Source organism: Allorhizobium paknamense (assembly GCF_030815125.1).
Taxonomy (GTDB): Bacteria; Pseudomonadota; Alphaproteobacteria; order Rhizobiales; family Rhizobiaceae; genus Allorhizobium; species Allorhizobium paknamense.
In genome coordinates this window covers 241,732-257,782 of record NZ_JAUSWH010000002.1, presented here as the reverse complement: position 1 = coordinate 257,782, position 16,051 = coordinate 241,732, and the positions used below count along the sequence as shown (strand labels likewise).

General features: G+C 59.4%; 15 protein-coding genes. 11 read left to right on the top strand and 4 right to left on the bottom strand.

Translation table 11 applies throughout. From position 1 onward, the window contains the following. Positions 1-258: 258 nt before the first annotated feature. From pstS to QO005_RS04600, 8 genes are all read left to right on the top strand, one after another. A complete protein-coding gene (gene pstS / locus QO005_RS04635; RefSeq protein ID WP_307156813.1) occupies positions 259-1,314 on the top strand; it encodes a phosphate ABC transporter substrate-binding protein PstS in 1,056 nt (351 codons plus the stop codon). A 62-nt stretch (positions 1,315-1,376) separates the two neighbouring features. Then, the gene (gene pstC / locus QO005_RS04630; protein WP_307156812.1) at positions 1,377-2,354 is read left to right on the top strand and encodes a phosphate ABC transporter permease subunit PstC; all 978 of its coding nucleotides are present in this window, start codon (positions 1,377-1,379) and stop codon (positions 2,352-2,354) included. A 4-nt stretch (positions 2,355-2,358) separates the two neighbouring features. Then, positions 2,359-3,201 carry a phosphate ABC transporter permease PstA gene (gene pstA, locus QO005_RS04625; protein ID WP_307156811.1) on the top strand — a complete coding sequence of 281 codons (843 nt, stop codon included), beginning with the start codon at positions 2,359-2,361 and terminating at the stop codon, positions 3,199-3,201. A gap of 14 nt (positions 3,202-3,215) precedes the next feature. Then, positions 3,216-4,004 carry a phosphate ABC transporter ATP-binding protein PstB gene (gene pstB, locus QO005_RS04620; protein ID WP_307156810.1) on the top strand — a complete coding sequence of 263 codons (789 nt, stop codon included), beginning with the start codon at positions 3,216-3,218 and terminating at the stop codon, positions 4,002-4,004. A gap of 57 nt (positions 4,005-4,061) precedes the next feature. After that, complete coding sequence (gene phoU, locus QO005_RS04615) at positions 4,062-4,775, top strand: phosphate signaling complex protein PhoU (RefSeq protein WP_307156809.1); 714 nt, start codon at positions 4,062-4,064, stop codon at positions 4,773-4,775. 18 nt (positions 4,776-4,793) lie between these two features. Beyond that, complete coding sequence (gene phoB / locus QO005_RS04610; protein ID WP_307156808.1) at positions 4,794-5,477, top strand: phosphate regulon transcriptional regulator PhoB; 684 nt, start codon at positions 4,794-4,796, stop codon at positions 5,475-5,477. A gap of 16 nt (positions 5,478-5,493) precedes the next feature. Then, on the top strand, positions 5,494-6,180 hold the full coding sequence (locus QO005_RS04605; RefSeq protein ID WP_307156807.1) for a response regulator transcription factor: 687 nt from the start codon (positions 5,494-5,496) through the stop codon (positions 6,178-6,180). A gap of 134 nt (positions 6,181-6,314) precedes the next feature. Beyond that, positions 6,315-6,848, top strand: coding sequence for a DUF1003 domain-containing protein (locus QO005_RS04600; protein WP_307156806.1), 534 nt, complete (start codon positions 6,315-6,317; stop codon positions 6,846-6,848). Positions 6,849-6,923: 75 nt separating this feature from the next. On the opposite strand, the gene QO005_RS04595 is transcribed toward QO005_RS04600, so the two are convergent. The 4 genes from QO005_RS04595 to tssH all read right to left on the bottom strand — a co-directional run bounded on the left by QO005_RS04595 (position 6,924) and on the right by tssH (position 12,526). Next, positions 6,924-7,826 carry a hypothetical protein gene (locus tag QO005_RS04595; RefSeq protein WP_307156805.1) on the bottom strand — a complete coding sequence of 301 codons (903 nt, stop codon included), beginning with the start codon at positions 7,824-7,826 and terminating at the stop codon, positions 6,924-6,926. A gap of 11 nt (positions 7,827-7,837) precedes the next feature. After that, entirely contained in the window at positions 7,838-8,914 is a 1,077-nt protein-coding gene (locus tag QO005_RS04590; protein ID WP_307156804.1) for a hypothetical protein, read from the bottom strand. Positions 8,915-9,202: 288 nt separating this feature from the next. Then, entirely contained in the window at positions 9,203-9,679 is a 477-nt protein-coding gene (locus QO005_RS04585; protein ID WP_307156803.1) for an Hcp family type VI secretion system effector, read from the bottom strand. Positions 9,680-9,883: 204 nt separating this feature from the next. Continuing rightward, positions 9,884-12,526, bottom strand: a complete 2,643-nt coding sequence (gene tssH / locus QO005_RS04580; RefSeq protein ID WP_307156802.1) for a type VI secretion system ATPase TssH — start codon at positions 12,524-12,526, stop codon at positions 9,884-9,886. A gap of 220 nt (positions 12,527-12,746) precedes the next feature. Here tssH and tssA point away from each other — a divergent pair, with 220 nt between their 5' ends. The 3 genes from tssA to tssC all read left to right on the top strand — a co-directional run bounded on the left by tssA (position 12,747) and on the right by tssC (position 15,996). Continuing rightward, a complete protein-coding gene (gene tssA / locus QO005_RS04575; protein WP_307156801.1) occupies positions 12,747-13,796 on the top strand; it encodes a type VI secretion system protein TssA in 1,050 nt (349 codons plus the stop codon). Positions 13,797-13,935: 139 nt separating this feature from the next. Beyond that, complete coding sequence (gene tssB / locus QO005_RS04570) at positions 13,936-14,445, top strand: type VI secretion system contractile sheath small subunit (RefSeq protein WP_307156800.1); 510 nt, start codon at positions 13,936-13,938, stop codon at positions 14,443-14,445. 69 nt (positions 14,446-14,514) lie between these two features. Then, the gene (gene tssC, locus QO005_RS04565; protein ID WP_307156799.1) at positions 14,515-15,996 is read left to right on the top strand and encodes a type VI secretion system contractile sheath large subunit; all 1,482 of its coding nucleotides are present in this window, start codon (positions 14,515-14,517) and stop codon (positions 15,994-15,996) included. Positions 15,997-16,051: the final 55 nt, after the last annotated feature.

The window sequence follows — 16,051 nt, the reverse complement described above, 5'->3', positions numbered from 1 at the left end:
TCCGAAATGCACGAATGGAGAGCGTTTTCTGCCTGCGGCAAGAAATGCAATCAACGCTTGCCAAGCATAAAGATCCAAATCCTCTGCGGTATTCGGCGGCTCCCTGCTTCGCCAACACACACGCTCAAGAGTATCTAAACCCCCATACTATCACAGATCTTACTCAAACCTGTCATCCAGCTGTCATCTGGCTGCAATAATCGTCCCTTTGGCGCAGAAAGCGTCGTCTTATGCACTCTGAGGAAGAGGGACCCCCCAATGAACAGTTTGTTTCGCACCCTGGCGCTGTCTGCCGCGATGATGACGGCTGCTCCGCTGATGAGCGTTGTCCAGGCCGCCGACATTTCCGGCGCCGGTGCCACCTTTCCCTATCCGATTTACGCCAAGTGGGCCGATGCTTATAAGAAGGAAACCGGCATTGGCCTGAACTATCAGTCCATCGGCTCTGGCGGCGGCATCAAGCAGATCAAGGCCAAGACCGTCACCTTCGGTGCCTCCGATGCGCCGCTGAAGGGTGACGAGCTGAACGAAGCCGGTCTTGCCCAGTTCCCGATGGTCATGGGCGGCATCGTGCCGGTCGTGAAGCTGGAAGGCGTGAAGCCGGGCGAACTCGTTCTCGATGGCGCCACCCTTGCCGATATCTTCATGGGCAAGATCACCAAGTGGGACGATGCCGCCATCAAGAAGCTGAACCCCTCGCTCACGCTTCCCTCCAAGGCGATTGCCGTCGTTCACCGCTCGGACGGCTCGGGCACCACCTACAACTTCAGCTATTATCTCGGCGATGTTAGCGCTGACTGGAAGTCGAAGGTCGGCGTGAACACCGCCCTGGAATGGCCGGTCGGCATCGGCGCCAAGGGCAATGAAGGCGTTGCCAACAATGTCGGCCAGACGGACGGCTCCATCGGCTATGTCGAATATGCCTATGCCAAGCAGAACAAGCTGACCTACACCGACATGGTCAACAAGGATGGCAAGAAGGTCGCTCCGACGGCGGAAGCCTTCTCCGCGGCTGCCGCCAATGCCGACTGGAATTCGCAGCCGGGCTATGGCGTCATCCTCGCCAACCAGCCGGGCGCCAGCTCCTGGCCGATGACCGCTGCAACCTGGATCCTCGTTTACAAGAAGCCCGAGGACACCGCCGCCACCGCCGACGCGCTGAAGTTCTTCGCCTGGTCCTACGCCAAGGGCGGCAAGATGGCAGCCGAACTCGACTACGTTCCGATGCCGGAAAAGGTCGTCAAGAGCGTTGAAGCCATGTGGGAAAAGGACGTCGTCGGCAAGGACGGCAAGCCGCTCTTCTCCGCCAAGTGACTGCAAGGCAGGGGGCACGCCCCCTGCCACCCCCTTGCCCATAGCCCGGTGGAGAACCGATCATGACGTCAACCACGATGCCAAGTCAGGATTTGCAGCGTGAAAGGGTGGTGCGCCGTTTTGCCCTGACGGATGCGATCTTCCATGCGCTGTCGCGCGCCGCCGCCATTCTCGTTCTCATTCTCCTGAGCGGTGTGGCGCTCTCTCTCGTCATCGGCGCCTGGCCGGCGCTCTCGGCCTTCGGCCTGTCCTTCTTCGTGACGGAGAGCTGGAACCCGGTCACGGAAAAATTCGGCGCGCTCGCTCCGATCTACGGCACGCTCGTCACCTCGGCCATCGCCATTGTTCTTGCCGTTCCGATCGGCATCGGCATTGCCGTCTTCCTGACCGAGCTTTGCCCGCGCCCGCTGCGCCGCCCGATTGCCATCGCCATCGAATTGCTGGCGGGCATTCCCAGCATCATCTATGGCATCTGGGGCCTCTTCGTCTTCGCGCCCTTCGTGCAGACGGTGGTCCAGCCGGCGGTGATCGATGCCTTCGCCAATATTCCGGTTCTCTCCGATCTTTTTGCCGGTCCGCCCTACGGGATCGGCGTGCTTACCTCCTCGCTCATTCTCACCATCATGGTGCTGCCCTTCATCACCTCGATCACCAAGGACGTGTTCGATACCGTGCCGTCGGTGCTGAAGGAATCGGCCTATGGCATTGGCTGCACCACCTGGGAAGTCATTCGCCGCATCGTCATTCCCTACACGCGGGTCGGCATCATGGGCGGGGTCATGCTGGGCCTTGGCCGGGCGCTCGGCGAAACCATGGCCGTCACCTTCGTCATCGGCAATGCCCACCGCATCAGCAGTTCGCTGTTTGCGCCGGGCACCACCATCTCGGCCACCATCGCCAATGAATTCACCGAGGCGGACGGCGCGCTCTATACCTCGTCGCTGATCGCGCTTGGCCTCATCCTCTTCATCATCACCTTCATCATCCTCGCAGCCGCCCGCATCATGCTGATGCGGATCGAAAGCAAGGCGGGAGCCTGATCCCATGACCTCGATCTACCAAAGGCGCAAGACCAGGAATACCGTGATGATGGCGCTCTGCGTGGTTGCCGCCGCCATCGGTCTTCTCTGGCTGGCGCTCATTCTCGGCGCACTGATCTACAAGGGGCTTGCAGGCGTCTCGCTGCAGGTCTTCACGGAAATGACCCCGCCGCCCGGCGATGCCGGCGGCCTGCTGAACGCGATTGCCGGCAGCTTCCTCATCACCATCATCGCCATCGTCATCGGCACGCCGATCGGCATCATGGCCGGCACCTACATGGCCGAATATGGCCGTTTTTCCAGATTGACCGTGGTAGTGCGCTTCATCAACGACATCCTGCTATCGGCGCCTTCCATCGTCGTCGGCCTGTTTGTCTATGAACTGGTCGTGCGGCCCATGGGGCATTTCTCCGGCATTGCCGGGGCCTTTGCGCTGGCCGTGCTGGTCATTCCGGTGGTGGTGCGCACCACGGAGGACATGCTGAACCTGGTACCCAATGCGCTGCGCGAAGCCGGAACCGCCATCGGCGCACCGCGCTGGATCGTCATCCGCTCGGTGGCGTATCGCGCCGCCCTGTCCGGCATCGTCACCGGCGTGCTGCTGGCCATTGCGCGCATCTCCGGCGAAACGGCGCCGCTCCTCTTCACCGCGCTCAACAACCAGTTCTGGAGCAGCAATCTCAACGCGCCGATGGCCAGCCTGCCGGTCACCATCTTCCAGTTCGCTCTCAGCCCCTATGAGGAATGGCAGCAACTGGCCTGGACCGGGGCATTGATCATCACCTTCACGGTTCTGGGCCTCAGCATCGTCGCCCGCAGCCTCACCGGACGCAAAGAGGATAGATAAGGCACATGATTCCCATGGACAGAGTAGAACAGGCCCCCAAGACCGAAACCCGTGCCAAGATCGAAATCAAGAACCTCAACTTCTACTATGGTTCGACCAAGGCGCTGAAAGACATCTCCATGACCCTGCCCGAGCGCAGCGTCACCGCCTTCATCGGCCCGTCCGGCTGCGGCAAGTCCACGCTGCTGCGCGTGCTGAACCGCATCTACGAGCTTTACCCGCGCCAGCACGCCGAGGGTGAAGTGGTGGTGGACGGCAGGAACATCCTCGACCGCACGCAGGACCTGAACCTGCTGCGCACCAAGGTGGGCATGGTGTTCCAGAAGCCCACCCCCTTCCCGATGTCGATCTATGAAAACATCGCCTTCGGCATTCGCCTCTATGAAAAACTCGGCAAGGCGGACATAGACGAGCGGGTGGAAGCCGCCCTTCGCCGCGCCGCACTGTGGAACGAGGTGAAGGATAAGCTGCATGCCAGCGGCCTCAGCCTGTCCGGCGGCCAGCAGCAGCGCCTGTGCATTGCCCGCACAGTGGCGGTGAAGCCGGAAATCATCCTGCTCGATGAACCGGCCTCGGCGCTCGATCCGCTGTCGACGGCCAAGATCGAAGAACTGATCGACGAATTGCGCGCCGATTACACCATCGTCATCGTCACCCACAACATGCAGCAGGCGGCCCGCGTCTCCAAGCAGACCGCCTTCATGTATCTGGGTGAACTGGTGGAATTCGACGACACCTCGAAGATCTTCACCTCGCCGCAGCAGAAGCGCACCCAGGACTATGTGACGGGCCGGTTCGGCTGATCATCGGCCAGCCATGCGCTGAGCTTTTGTTTTTACGTATTTCCGGAAGGAAAACCCATGTCCCCCTCGCATATTCTTTCGGCCTATGACGAAGACCTGAAATATCTGAACCGCCGCATCTCCGAGATGGGCGGGCTGGCGGAGCAGATGTGCGCCGATGCCGTGCGGGCACTGGTCACATCCGATGGCGGACTGGCGCAGCGGGTCATTTCCGATGACGTGATCCTGGACAGCGCCGAGCGTGAGGTTCAGGAAAAGGCCATCGTCACCATTGCCCGCCGCCAGCCAGTGGCCGCCGATCTGCGCGAGATCATCGGTACGTTGCGCATCGCCGCCGATCTGGAGCGCGTCGGCGATCTCGGCAAGAACACCGCCAAACGGGTGATTGCCGTACAGGGCACCGGTGTGCCGCGCAAGCTGGCGCGCGGCCTGGAGCATCTCTCCGAACTGGCGCTGGTGCAGTTGAAGGAAGTGCTGGATGTCTTCGCCAACCCCTCGGCCCAGAAGGCGGAAGCCATCCGCCTGCGCGACGAGGAGATCGATGCGATCTACACCTCGCTCTTTCGCGAACTTCTGACTTACATGATGGAAGATCCGCGCAATATCACCACCTGCACGCATCTTTTGTTCTGCGCCAAGAACATCGAGCGCATCGGCGATCACGCCACCAACATCGCCGAAACCATCTACTATATCGCGACTGGTTCGCAGCCGGAGGGCGAGCGCCCGAAGGACGATACTTCCAATACGCTGGGTTCCATCAGCGAATAAACAGGGGAGTGGAATCCGATGCTACCAAGAATTGCCGTGGTGGAAGATGAAGAAGCGCTGAGCGTGCTTCTTCGCTACAATCTGGAAACGGAAGGCTATGAGGTGGAAACCATCCTGCGCGGCGACGAAGCCGAGATCCGCCTGCAGGAGCGCGTACCCGATCTCCTCATCCTCGACTGGATGCTGCCCGGCGTCTCCGGCATCGAACTGTGCCGCCGCCTGCGCATGCGGCCAGACACCGAACGCCTGCCGATCATCATGCTGACGGCGCGCGGCGAGGAAAGCGAGCGGGTGCGCGGCCTTTCCACCGGCGCCGACGATTACGTGGTCAAGCCTTTTTCGACACCGGAACTGATGGCGCGGGTGAAGGCCATGCTGCGCCGGGCCAAGCCCGAGGTTCTCTCCAGCGTTCTGCGCTGCGGCGATATCGAGCTGGACCGCGAGACCCATCGCGTGCACCGCAAGACCCGTGAAGTGCGGCTGGGGCCGACGGAATTCCGGCTGCTGGAATTCCTGATGTCGTCCCCCGGCCGGGTGTTTTCCCGCTCACAGCTTCTCGATGGTGTCTGGGGCCATGACATCTATGTGGATGAGCGCACCGTGGATGTGCATGTGGGCCGCCTGCGCAAGGCGCTGAACGGCAGCAACCAGCAGGATGTGATCCGCACCGTGCGCGGCGCGGGCTATTCCATGGAGACGTGACCGGAGCCTCGAAGCCATGCCAGGACGCATCCTTGTCGCGGAAAGCGATGCCATTCTCGGTCAGACCCTGGCGCTCAGGCTGGCCAATGAGGGTTTTGCAGTATCCCTACTGACACAAGCCGCTGGCATGGATGATTTCTTCAGCCCGGCCCTGCCCGATCTGATCATTCTGGGAGCCTGGATCGCCGGATTGTCGGCCATCGAAATCTGTCGCCGCCTGCGCGCCCGCCCCTCCACCGAAAGCGTGCCGGTGGTGATGCTGGTGCCGGAGGGCGATGAGGCCGAGAAACTGGCGGCACTATCCGCCGGTGTCGATGATTGCCTGGTCAAGCCCGTCTCCACGGTGGAAATCGTCATGCGGGTCAAGAACCTCTTCCAGCGCCTCAATCCTTCCCTGCTGGCCGAACGGCTGGTGGTAGGCGATCTGTCGCTGGACCTCAGGACCTATCGCATCTACCGGCAGAAACGGGAGATCAGGATGGGTATGATGGAATTCAGGCTGCTGGAACTGATGATGCGCGCGCCCCGCCACGTCCATTCGCGCAGCGAAATCAAGACTGCACTCTGGGGCGAGGACACCACCGTAGACGAACGCACGGTGGATGTGCATGTCGGCCGCCTGCGCAAGGCCATCCGCCTTGGTAAATCCGACCGGATCATCCAGACCATCCGCGGCGAAGGCTACGTGCTGGGGGTATTGTAGCAAAACATCACAAAAGGCAGTTTTCCGCGCTTGCGGCGATGACGCGCCGGAAATCGCACCTCCATCCTCACGACTTTTGGAACTTCCCTATCGGGCCGAGGTTCGACGGGCGACCCCGCGCAGGATGAGAACCCATGCCAGATCCCTCCACCCCCGTTGCAAGCCATCTTGACCGAAATATCGAAGCGCTGATTGCCCGGCGGCGGGAGGAAGAAAGACGGGCCTCGCTTGAAGACAGGATCGCCGCACGCATCACCAGCTTTGCCGGCTCCATGACCTTCGTCTATCTGCACGCGATCATTTTCGGCCTGTGGATCCTGATCAATCTCGGCCTCGTGCCGCTCCTGCCCGCCTTTGACCCTTCCCTTGTCATCCTGGCCATGGTGGCCTCGGTCGAAGCCATCTTCATCTCTACCTTCGTGCTGATCAGCCAGAACCGCATGACCAAATCCGCCGACAAGCGCGCCGATCTCAACCTGCAGATCTCACTTCTGGCCGAACACGAGGCCACCCGCATGCTGACCCTGCTGGTGACCATCGCCGGAAAACTCGACATCGACCTCAGCCACGACACCGAAATCCACGAACTCACCGAGGACGTCGTCCCGGAACAGGTTCTCGACACGATCGAAAGAAAGAGAGACACGGAGGAGAAAGACGCGACGTGATGCGCACTCTCAAGTCTTTCTACTTTGCGCTGGAACAGAAATGCCGTGCAACAGCAGACCGTCCAACATCAACGTCTATTGCTGCGCCTTGGAACGAAAATAGGCGGATACTTCAACGAAATAAGACTTCAGCATGATCTTATTCGATTGAAGCAATTGTTCGTTAAACGCCTTTATCAACGCCTCACGTTTCGCCTGACCGGAATCACTTTTATAGAAATCAAGCAAAATCTTGATATCCTCCTGTGAAAGCTCGGAAAGGGCATATTCCACCGCAATTTTCTTGGACTGTCTAACGAGATCAGCCTGGGGCTTGATGTCCTCATTATCGACATTGAATTTTTGGAAATAGGTTGCCACCAACCCATCAATATCCGCAGTTGTAAGCTTCGCGAATTGTGCCGGATCTTCATTGAAAAAGATCTCGATAGCCTTCGTCATGGCCATTGTGGTCGTCGTTGTTTCAGCCGCCATATCCGGCAGCGCCATTGAAGAGACAAGCGCCTCTAAATCGGCATTGTCCGGTCTACTCTTCAAGCGATCAGCGATGCTATCCGTGCTGGCCTTATTGTCCTTCTGAAAAAGTTCAGCAGCTTTGCCGTAGCTTTCTACGAGATTTTGACTAGCCTTGATGAAAGCGTCAGCATCCACAGACGAACCCGTCGACGGGGAAGCAATTTTCGCCAGAATATTGTCACGCCACGTTGCCGGATCGAAAGCCGGTTTTGCTGCCTCCCCTAGTAAAGCAGCCGGTTTTGATGCATCCACATTCTCAACAACAGCAACATGCTGTTTGGCGGCATCGATCATTGGTCCGATAGCCTGGGGGAAACCATCCACGGACTCAATGGCCATCAATGCCTCATCCACCGTCTGAGGCTTATCTCTAGCATAGGCCGTATTCGCCAAAAGTCCGCTGATAATCAGTGTGATACCGAGCCAGCGGAACGATCGCGACAATTTCCCTCTGAACATCATCCAAGCCATTCTCACAACATAACCACATCGGTGAACTGCTTGGGCCGTGTTTGCAAAGCAAGACGCGTGATAATCTGCTCCGCTTTCAGCAACTGATCACGACGGTCCGAGTTCTTTTCAAACATACTGGCCATCATACCGTTTTCTGCATAAAACGGCGCTCCAACTGCCATCTGGCTAACGACATTGATCCTGTTTCGGATAGCAGAACCGAGACTATTGTATTCAACGGAACGCGTGCGATCCATTCCTCTTGAACCGCCAATTTTTTGCGCACCCAGCTTGGGATAGTTCGGTGACGACGGCATGATCTCGATTGGTTTACGACCGACTTCGACAATCTGGGATTGTGTCATATAAGGCGTTGTGACAGGAACACTGATCGTATCCACCAAAAAGTCCGAATCCAGCACCGCCTGCATGTAAAACAGCAGTTCCATTTTCTGGGACAGGCTGGTCTCGTCCACCCTGCGGTTTTCCGGCGCGTTCCAATAGGGGGTCCGGGTGACCAGATCGGCGATCTTCTGCTTGTTGTCGTCAGTGATTGAAGCATCGTCCAGCACACCGCGAACGAGCTTATGCAGGGTGATGTGATTGGTGTAGACGAAATCCGACATATAGGTGAGGAAAGTCAGAGCGCTGGGAGATGCGGCCATGGGCGGAGACTTGGTGAGATCTTCCACCGCCGCCTGAACCTGCTTGCCCGCCAGGCTTTTGGCGGCATCCAGCACACCGCCCAGCGCAAACATTGCCGTCTGGCTGTTGCTGACAGCATGAACTGCGTTGAAGGTGCGATTGAGATTGTTGTTGCAGATGGTTTGCAGCATCGCCCTGCCCGCCAGCACCCGCAGCGAGGAACTGGCAAAAGCTGCCATCATCACGCTGCCGGTCAGCACGGAGGCAGCAAGCACGAAGAGTTCGGCCACCATACGGTCATGCGCGGCCTGCGCGGCAAGCGTTTTCTGGTAATTGCCATAGGCCATGTCATAAGCCCGGACATAAGGATTGACGACGTTCTTTTCCCACTGCGAATTCTTGGCGGGAAGATCGATGAGAATGGCGTTGAGACGGTCCTTGGCAGCAGACATGGCGGCTTCCTGTTTGAAAGGGGCGAACATGGAAACGGCTTCAAGCCGAAATGAGAGCGCTTTCGATCGGATTTAGAGTGCTTTTCGATCTGAAACTTTATCTTTGCGCATTTCCGGACGGAAAATCGGTTCCCACTTTTCCTGGAAATGCTCTGAACTGTCCCGCCGGACATGATCTGGCAGGTGTGACAAAAGTGGGAAATTTCAAAACCAATCAATCATTCACAACACTGCACGATCACTCCCCCAGGGCGGCGAAGATACTGCCCTGGGGGTGTGGAAGCCGCCTTAGGCAGCCTTGGTCGTGGAGAGGTCGTAGGACGCGATCATCGGCGACTTTGCCGTGTTGTTCTCGTCATACGGCGTGTACTTCACTTCGATCTTGGTGAAGTTCAGCTTGATGGTTTCAACCGGACGGTCACCGCTGGAATCCACCGAATAGTTGGCGATCAGCGTGTTGGTCAGGTTGTATTCGATATAGGTATTGCCCGGGTTGCCCGTGGTGACGAGATGGATCACCGCCGTCTTGCCGGTACGGCCGGCGCAGGCTTCCTGGAAAAGCTTGGTGGAGGAGGAATCGCTGACCTTGGTCAGAATGACTTCCGACACCATCGGCTCGGAGGCTTCGCGGTTGGCGGTAGAGCCAGCCGTGGTATTCATGTTGCGGCTGACATTCCAATGAATAGCTTCGATATCCATCCAGTTCTTGTGCTCTTCATGGGTGGCATCGCCCTGAATACCGTCGATCTTCAGATAAATCGGCATAGTCGCTTCTCCTGCAATGTTTAAAATACCTCGTTGGCTGCGAGGCGGTTTACCTTTCATAAAAGCCCTGGCCACACCGGCCACGGCCTCCCTGCTTACGTCGCAGGCATGAGCGGTTTGTCCAACCTGATTGGTCTTTCACCCCCATCCCCTGCCTTCGCTACCGCAGCCGCAGGGATTGCTCCCGGGCTGCGATATCCGCATTCACCGAAGCCTGACCGGCTCCGGGGAATCTTCTTGATGTCCGGCGGCGGCCTCGCGCACGCCAAACCGACCATCGTCAAACGTCACCTCCACCCCGTCCAGCCGTTCTTCCGATCCAATCCGATCGAGGAAGAAGGAAGAGAGCGGCGGCAGAAGGTCACGTCCGATCATGATTTCAATGGCGCGCGCGCCAATCTCACTGGCGCCCGCGCGCCCCACCAGCGCGGCGCGCGCCTCTTCCGTCAGCGTCAGATCGACGCCATAGGCGGCGATCACCCGCTCGCGGATGCGCTCGATCTGGATATCGACGATGCGCGAGAGCGCTTCCGTGCCAAGCGGCATGAAGGGGAGGATGATGGTCCGCCCCAGGAAGGCCGGCTTGAACTGCTTTTGCAGTTCGGGCATCAGCAACACTTCCAGCGCCTCGCCTTCCGGCATGGTGTCGGGATCGGCAGCCAGCGCTGTCAGCAATTCCGAGCCGGTATTGGCGGTCATGACGATTGTGGTGTTCTTGAAGTCAACGTCCCGGCCTTCGCCATCGCGCAGCGTGCCTTTGTCGAAGACCTGGTAGAAAATGTCCTGCACACCGGGATGCGCCTTGTCGATCTCGTCCAGCAGCAGCACGCCATAGGGCCTGCGGCGCACCGCTTCCGTCAGGACACCACCTTCGCCATAGCCGACATAGCCGGGCGGCGAACCGAGAAGCAGCGATACCTTGTGCTCCTCCTTGAACTCCGAAAGATTGATCGTCGTCAGATGCTGGCTGCCACCATAAAGAAGGTCCGCCAGCGACAGCGCCGTTTCCGTCTTGCCGGTGCCCGACATGCCGACCAGCAGGAAGACCGCCGGTGGACGGCGCGGATCGGAGAGACCGGCGCGCGCGGCACGCATGGCATCGGCAATGCGGGTTAGCGCCGCATCCTGGCCAATCACCCGCTCCTTCAGCCGCTGATCGAGACTTTTGGCGCTTTCGATCTGGTCGGCCATCAGCTTGCCGAGCGGAATTCCGGTCCAGCGCGAGACGACCGAGGCAATCACATGCCGGTCCACCTCACGCGGGATGAGCTTTTCACCCTCGCCCTTCACCGGCACGAAGGAGGCCGCCCTGCGCCCGAGGCCCGGGCGCCGCAACGGGGCGACATTCGAGGCGGGCTTTTCCTGCGGCTCAGAGGGCTCCGTTCCGGCATCCTCCGCCAGGGCTTCCACTTCGGCATCGTACCGCGCCTGCAGCGCCTCGATTTCGCCGTTAAGCCGCTCGATCTCCTCGGAAATCGCTGCCCTCCGGTCGTCAATCTCGTCACTTGCCGGTTCGCGGGAAAGCCAATCGGCCTCCACGTCGAGATGGCCGCGCTCGCTAGTCAGGCGCTGCAACTGTTCCGGCAGGGTCTGCCGCGCCAGTGAAACGGCAGCGGCGGCGGTATCGATCAGGCTCACCGCCTTGTCGGGCAATTGCCGCGCAGGCAGAAAGCGGGCGGAAAGCTGCACGGCGGCCACGATGGCCTCATCGCGAATGCGCACGCCGTGATGCTGCATGAAGGTCTCGGCCACGCCGCGAAGCATACGGATTGCCGTTTCCTCATCGGGCTCACGCACCAGCACCGGCTGAAAGCGGCGGGTCAGCGCGGCATCTTTTTCGAAATATTTCTTGTATTCGCTCCAGGTGGTGGCGGCGATGGTGCGCACCTCGCCACGCGCCAGCGCAGGCTTCAAAATGTTGGCGGCATCGCCCTGCCCGCTTGCGCCACCGGCACCAATCAGGCCGTGCGCCTCATCGATGAACAGGATGATCGGCTCGGGCGACCGTTTCACCGCCTCGATCACGCCATGCAGGCGGCGTTCGAACTCGCCTTTGACCCCTGCCCCGGCCTGCAACAGCGTCAGGTCCAGCATCAACAGCCGCACGGGTTTCAGCTTGTCTGGCACCCGGCCCTCGGCGATTTCCAACGCAAGCGCTTCCGCCACGGCGGTCTTGCCGACGCCTGCCTCGCCCACGAGAATGGGATTGTTCTGGCGGCGGCGCAGCAGAATATCGATCATCTGCCGCAATTCCATGTCGCGACCGATCACCGGATCGATGCGGCCCGCGCGCGCATCGGCGGTCAGGTCATGGGTATAGGCTCGCAAGGCGTCGTCACCCGAAGCGGAGCCCGGCTGGGCGGCGGTTGCGGACATGTCCGGCGATGCGTCACCGCCCTTTTCCGCAAGGGCATTGAGTGCCGCACGGTCAATCTGCTTCAGTGAGGGAAACAGACCGCGCGTGGTGGCGCGCAGGCCCGGCTCCTCATTCATGGCGTTCAGCAGATCGGCAAGGCCGATGCTGCGGCGTCCGGCCTGCAAGGAGGCCAGCACCCAGGCTTCCTGCCCCAGAGTCAGAATGTTCTGCGAAAGCGACAAACCTTCCGCACCGGTCACAGCCACATCCTCCAGCGCGCGCTCCACCTCCCGCTGCAAAGCGGCAACCGGCAAGCCAATCTCGGCAAAAATGTTCTGGAATGACGCGGCTGCGAGGATTGCGCTTAAGAAATGAGAAAGATCCACCTGCCCGTGACCCCGCCTTGCAGCCAGCTGGGCGGCTTGCTCAAGCGCGACACGTAAATCAGGCTCAAACGCTGCGACCAAGCGATTGAGGTCAATCTGCGACATGCAGGGGGCCTCCCACAACGAGCTCCAAGTTCAGTCACGAGGAACAACTAAGGCGATCAGGATGAAGTGTCCAGATGTCTGTTAAATTTTTTTAAGATACACGAAGATGACAGACCATCACAATTGTGGCGGAGTTGACCACCGGTTGACAAAGCTATCAGCAAGTTTCACAATTGATAACTAGCGTATATTAGCGTTTCATAGAGCTTCAGGACTTATCGTGGGCATAGTCGAGCTAACCAATCCGATAGAAAAAGCCGGTCCATGCGGCAACAATATTCGCGTGGATGCAGATTATCGCGAGCTATACTACCGCATTAAAGACGCAAGAAACCAAGCAAGAGCGGAAGAAAGAAATGTAACGCCGGACGAAACTGCTAAAGCTTCCCAAGAGTGGAATCTTGTTAGCAATCTAGGGTTGCAGATTGTTTCTTCTGTCAGCAAGGACATCGAAGTATTGGCCTGGCTGGCGGAAGCTCATTTGCGACTTCGCGGCTTTGAGGGTCTTGCAGAGATCTATGGCGCAACCACGTCGCTTTTAAGCAGCTATTGGGATGAAATTCACTCGATAGATGATGACGATATTGAGGAGAAGTTAGCGCCCTTCGCCGGATTGAACGGTTTTGGAACAGAAGGCACGCTGATCCAGCCGCTGAGGCTCGTCTCGTTGATTCCGCAATCAAAATTTGGTGAACACAGCCTCTGGGACTTTCAGCTCGGCCTGCGCACCCAGGAGGCGGACCGGCGCGAGGCGATCCACAAGGCGGCGACGGAAGCCGGTGTGGCCGCCATGACCGCAAGACTCTCGGAGGTCAACCGCTGCCTGGAGGCGTTCAACGCGTTCAACGCGCTTTTGACGGAAAAGCTGGGGCAAAACGCGCCGCCAAGCTCCAATATCCGCAATGTGCTCATGGAAATTGCCGCCGCAATGCGCAGCCTCGGCGGCCGTGACGAGGCGGAAATCGCAGCGCAGCCGGTCGCTGAACCGGGAGAGGCAGCGCCCGCTCCCGTAGCGCCGGCGGCCGTGGCGCCGGTCTCTCCGGAGGGAATCGCATCGCGTGAAGATGCGTTTGAAACTCTTCTCAATGTCGCGCGTTACTTCCGGCGAACGGAGCCGCATTCACCGATTTCTCTGGCCATCGAGACGTTGGTGCGGCGCGGGCGCATGGATTTTTCAGAACTGCTGGCGGAACTCCTGCCGGAACCGCAGGCAAGACAGGCCGTTCTTATTGCAGCGGGCATCAAGCCCGCGCGGGAAAACGGAAATTAAAAACGCCCGGCGGCTTCGGCCACCGGGCTTTCGCGCATGTCCGGGGCAAGAGGATCTTGCAACCGGACGGGCGACTTCAAAGGGTTTTACGCATTTCCCGAGGCGGAAATGCTGAAGGGGCTATAAGGAGGTTTTTGATATGCCAAGCGTTCATGAAAAGCTGGAGCGGGTGCGCAAGCCCCGGGTTCATATCAAGTACGAGGTGGAAACCGAAGGCGCGATGGTGGTGAAGGAACTGCCCTTCGTCGTCGGTGTGCTGGGGGATTTTTCCGGCGATCCCACCCAGCCGCTGAAACCGTTCGGCGAGCGGAAATTCGTACAGATCGACCGTGACAATTTCGATGACGTCATGCGCCGCATGGCGCCCGGCCTGCGGTTCGCCGTGCCGAACACGCTGCAGAATGACGGCACCGATCTCGCCGTCGAACTGAAGTTCGAAAGCATGCAGGATTTCGAGCCTGGGGCGATCGTTGAGCAGGTACCGGCGCTGAAGGCGCTTCTGGATGCGCGCAACGAGCTGCGCGACCTGTTGAGCAAGGCCGACCGCTCGGAAGACCTGGAGCGCATGCTGGAAGACATCCTGCAAAACAAGGGCGATCTTTCCAAGCTCGTCGGCGAATTGCAGGCGAAGAAAGCGCCTGAGGCCTGAACTTAACCCTTTTCCATTTTCGACGGCAGCGACCCAAGAGCCGGTCGCGCCTCCTGAAGGATCAAGATCATGACCGCAGAAAGTCTGCTGAAAACCGATCAGGCGACAGAAACCCAGGAGGCGGCAAGCCTTCTGGACAAGGTCGTCGCCGCCACCCGCCAGACCGAGCCGGACCGGGCACAAAACCTCATCCGCACGCTGACGGATCAGGCGCTGAAGGGCACGGTGAAATACGACCGTAACCTGACGGTGACATTGAACAACGCCATCGCCGAACTGGACAAGGCCATTTCCACCCAGCTTTCCGCCATCATGCAGGCGGAAAAATTCACCAAGCTGGAAGGCAGCTGGCGTGGCCTGCATTACCTGGCCAAGAATTCCGAAACCAGCGTCAACCTGAAGATCCGGGTGCTGAACGCTTCGAAGCGCGAACTGTCCAAGGATCTCGCCAAGGCGGTGGAATTCGACCAGTCGCGCCTGTTCAAGTCGATCTATGAAGACGAATTCGGCACCCCGGGCGGCGAGCCCATGGGCGCGATCATCGGCGATTTCGAATTCGACAACAGTTTCGAGGATGTGCAGCTGCTGCAAGGCATTTCCTCGATTGCGGCGGCCTCCTTCGCACCCTTCATCTCGGCAGCCAGCCCCCGCATGTTCGGCTTCGAGGACTTCCGCGAACTGTCGCGCCCCCGCGATCTCGAGAAGATTTTCGAAACGGTGGAATATGCCAAGTGGCGCAGCTTCCGCGAAAGCGATGATTCGCGCTTCGTGACGCTGGCCCTGCCGCGCGTGCTGGCCCGCATGCCCTATGGGCCGAAGACCAATCCCATCGACGAATTCGCCTTCGATGAGACCAGCGGGTCGATGACAGGCGAACTGCCGCACGACAACTACTGCTGGATGAACGCCGCCTATGTCATGGGCACGCGGCTCACCGACGCCTTTGCCCGCTCCGGCTGGTGCACGGCCATTCGCGGCGCGGAAAATGGCGGCAAGGTGGAAAACCTGCCGATGCATGTGTTTGCCAGCGATGATGGCGATCTCGATCTGAAATGCCCCACGGAAGTCGGCATCACCGACCGTCGCGATGCCGAACTCGGCAAGCTCGGCTTCCTGCCGCTCTGCCATTACAAGAACACCGATTACGCCGTGTTCTTCGGGGCGCAGACCACGCACAAGCCGAAGATCTATGACAAGCCGGAAGCGACCGCCAATGCCGCCGTCTCCGCCCGCCTGCCTTACATGATGGCGACCTCGCGTTTTGCCCATTATCTCAAGGTCATGGGCCGCGACAAGATCGGCTCCTTCATGGAAGCAAGCGATTGCGAAGTCTGGCTGAACCGCTGGATCTCCGGCTATGTCAACGCCAATGACGACGCAGGCGAGGAATCGCGCGCCAAATATCCGCTGCGCGACGCCAAGGTGACCGTGCAGGAAATCCCCGGCAAGCCGGGTTCCTACAATGCAGTGGCCTGGATGCGCCCCTGGCTGCAGATGGAAGAACTCACCACCTCGCTGCGCATGGTCGCCCGCATTCCCTCCAAAAACTGAAGCTTGAATTCCGGCGGCGGCCCATAACCGCCGCCGGGCCTGTTCGTTCCGTTGC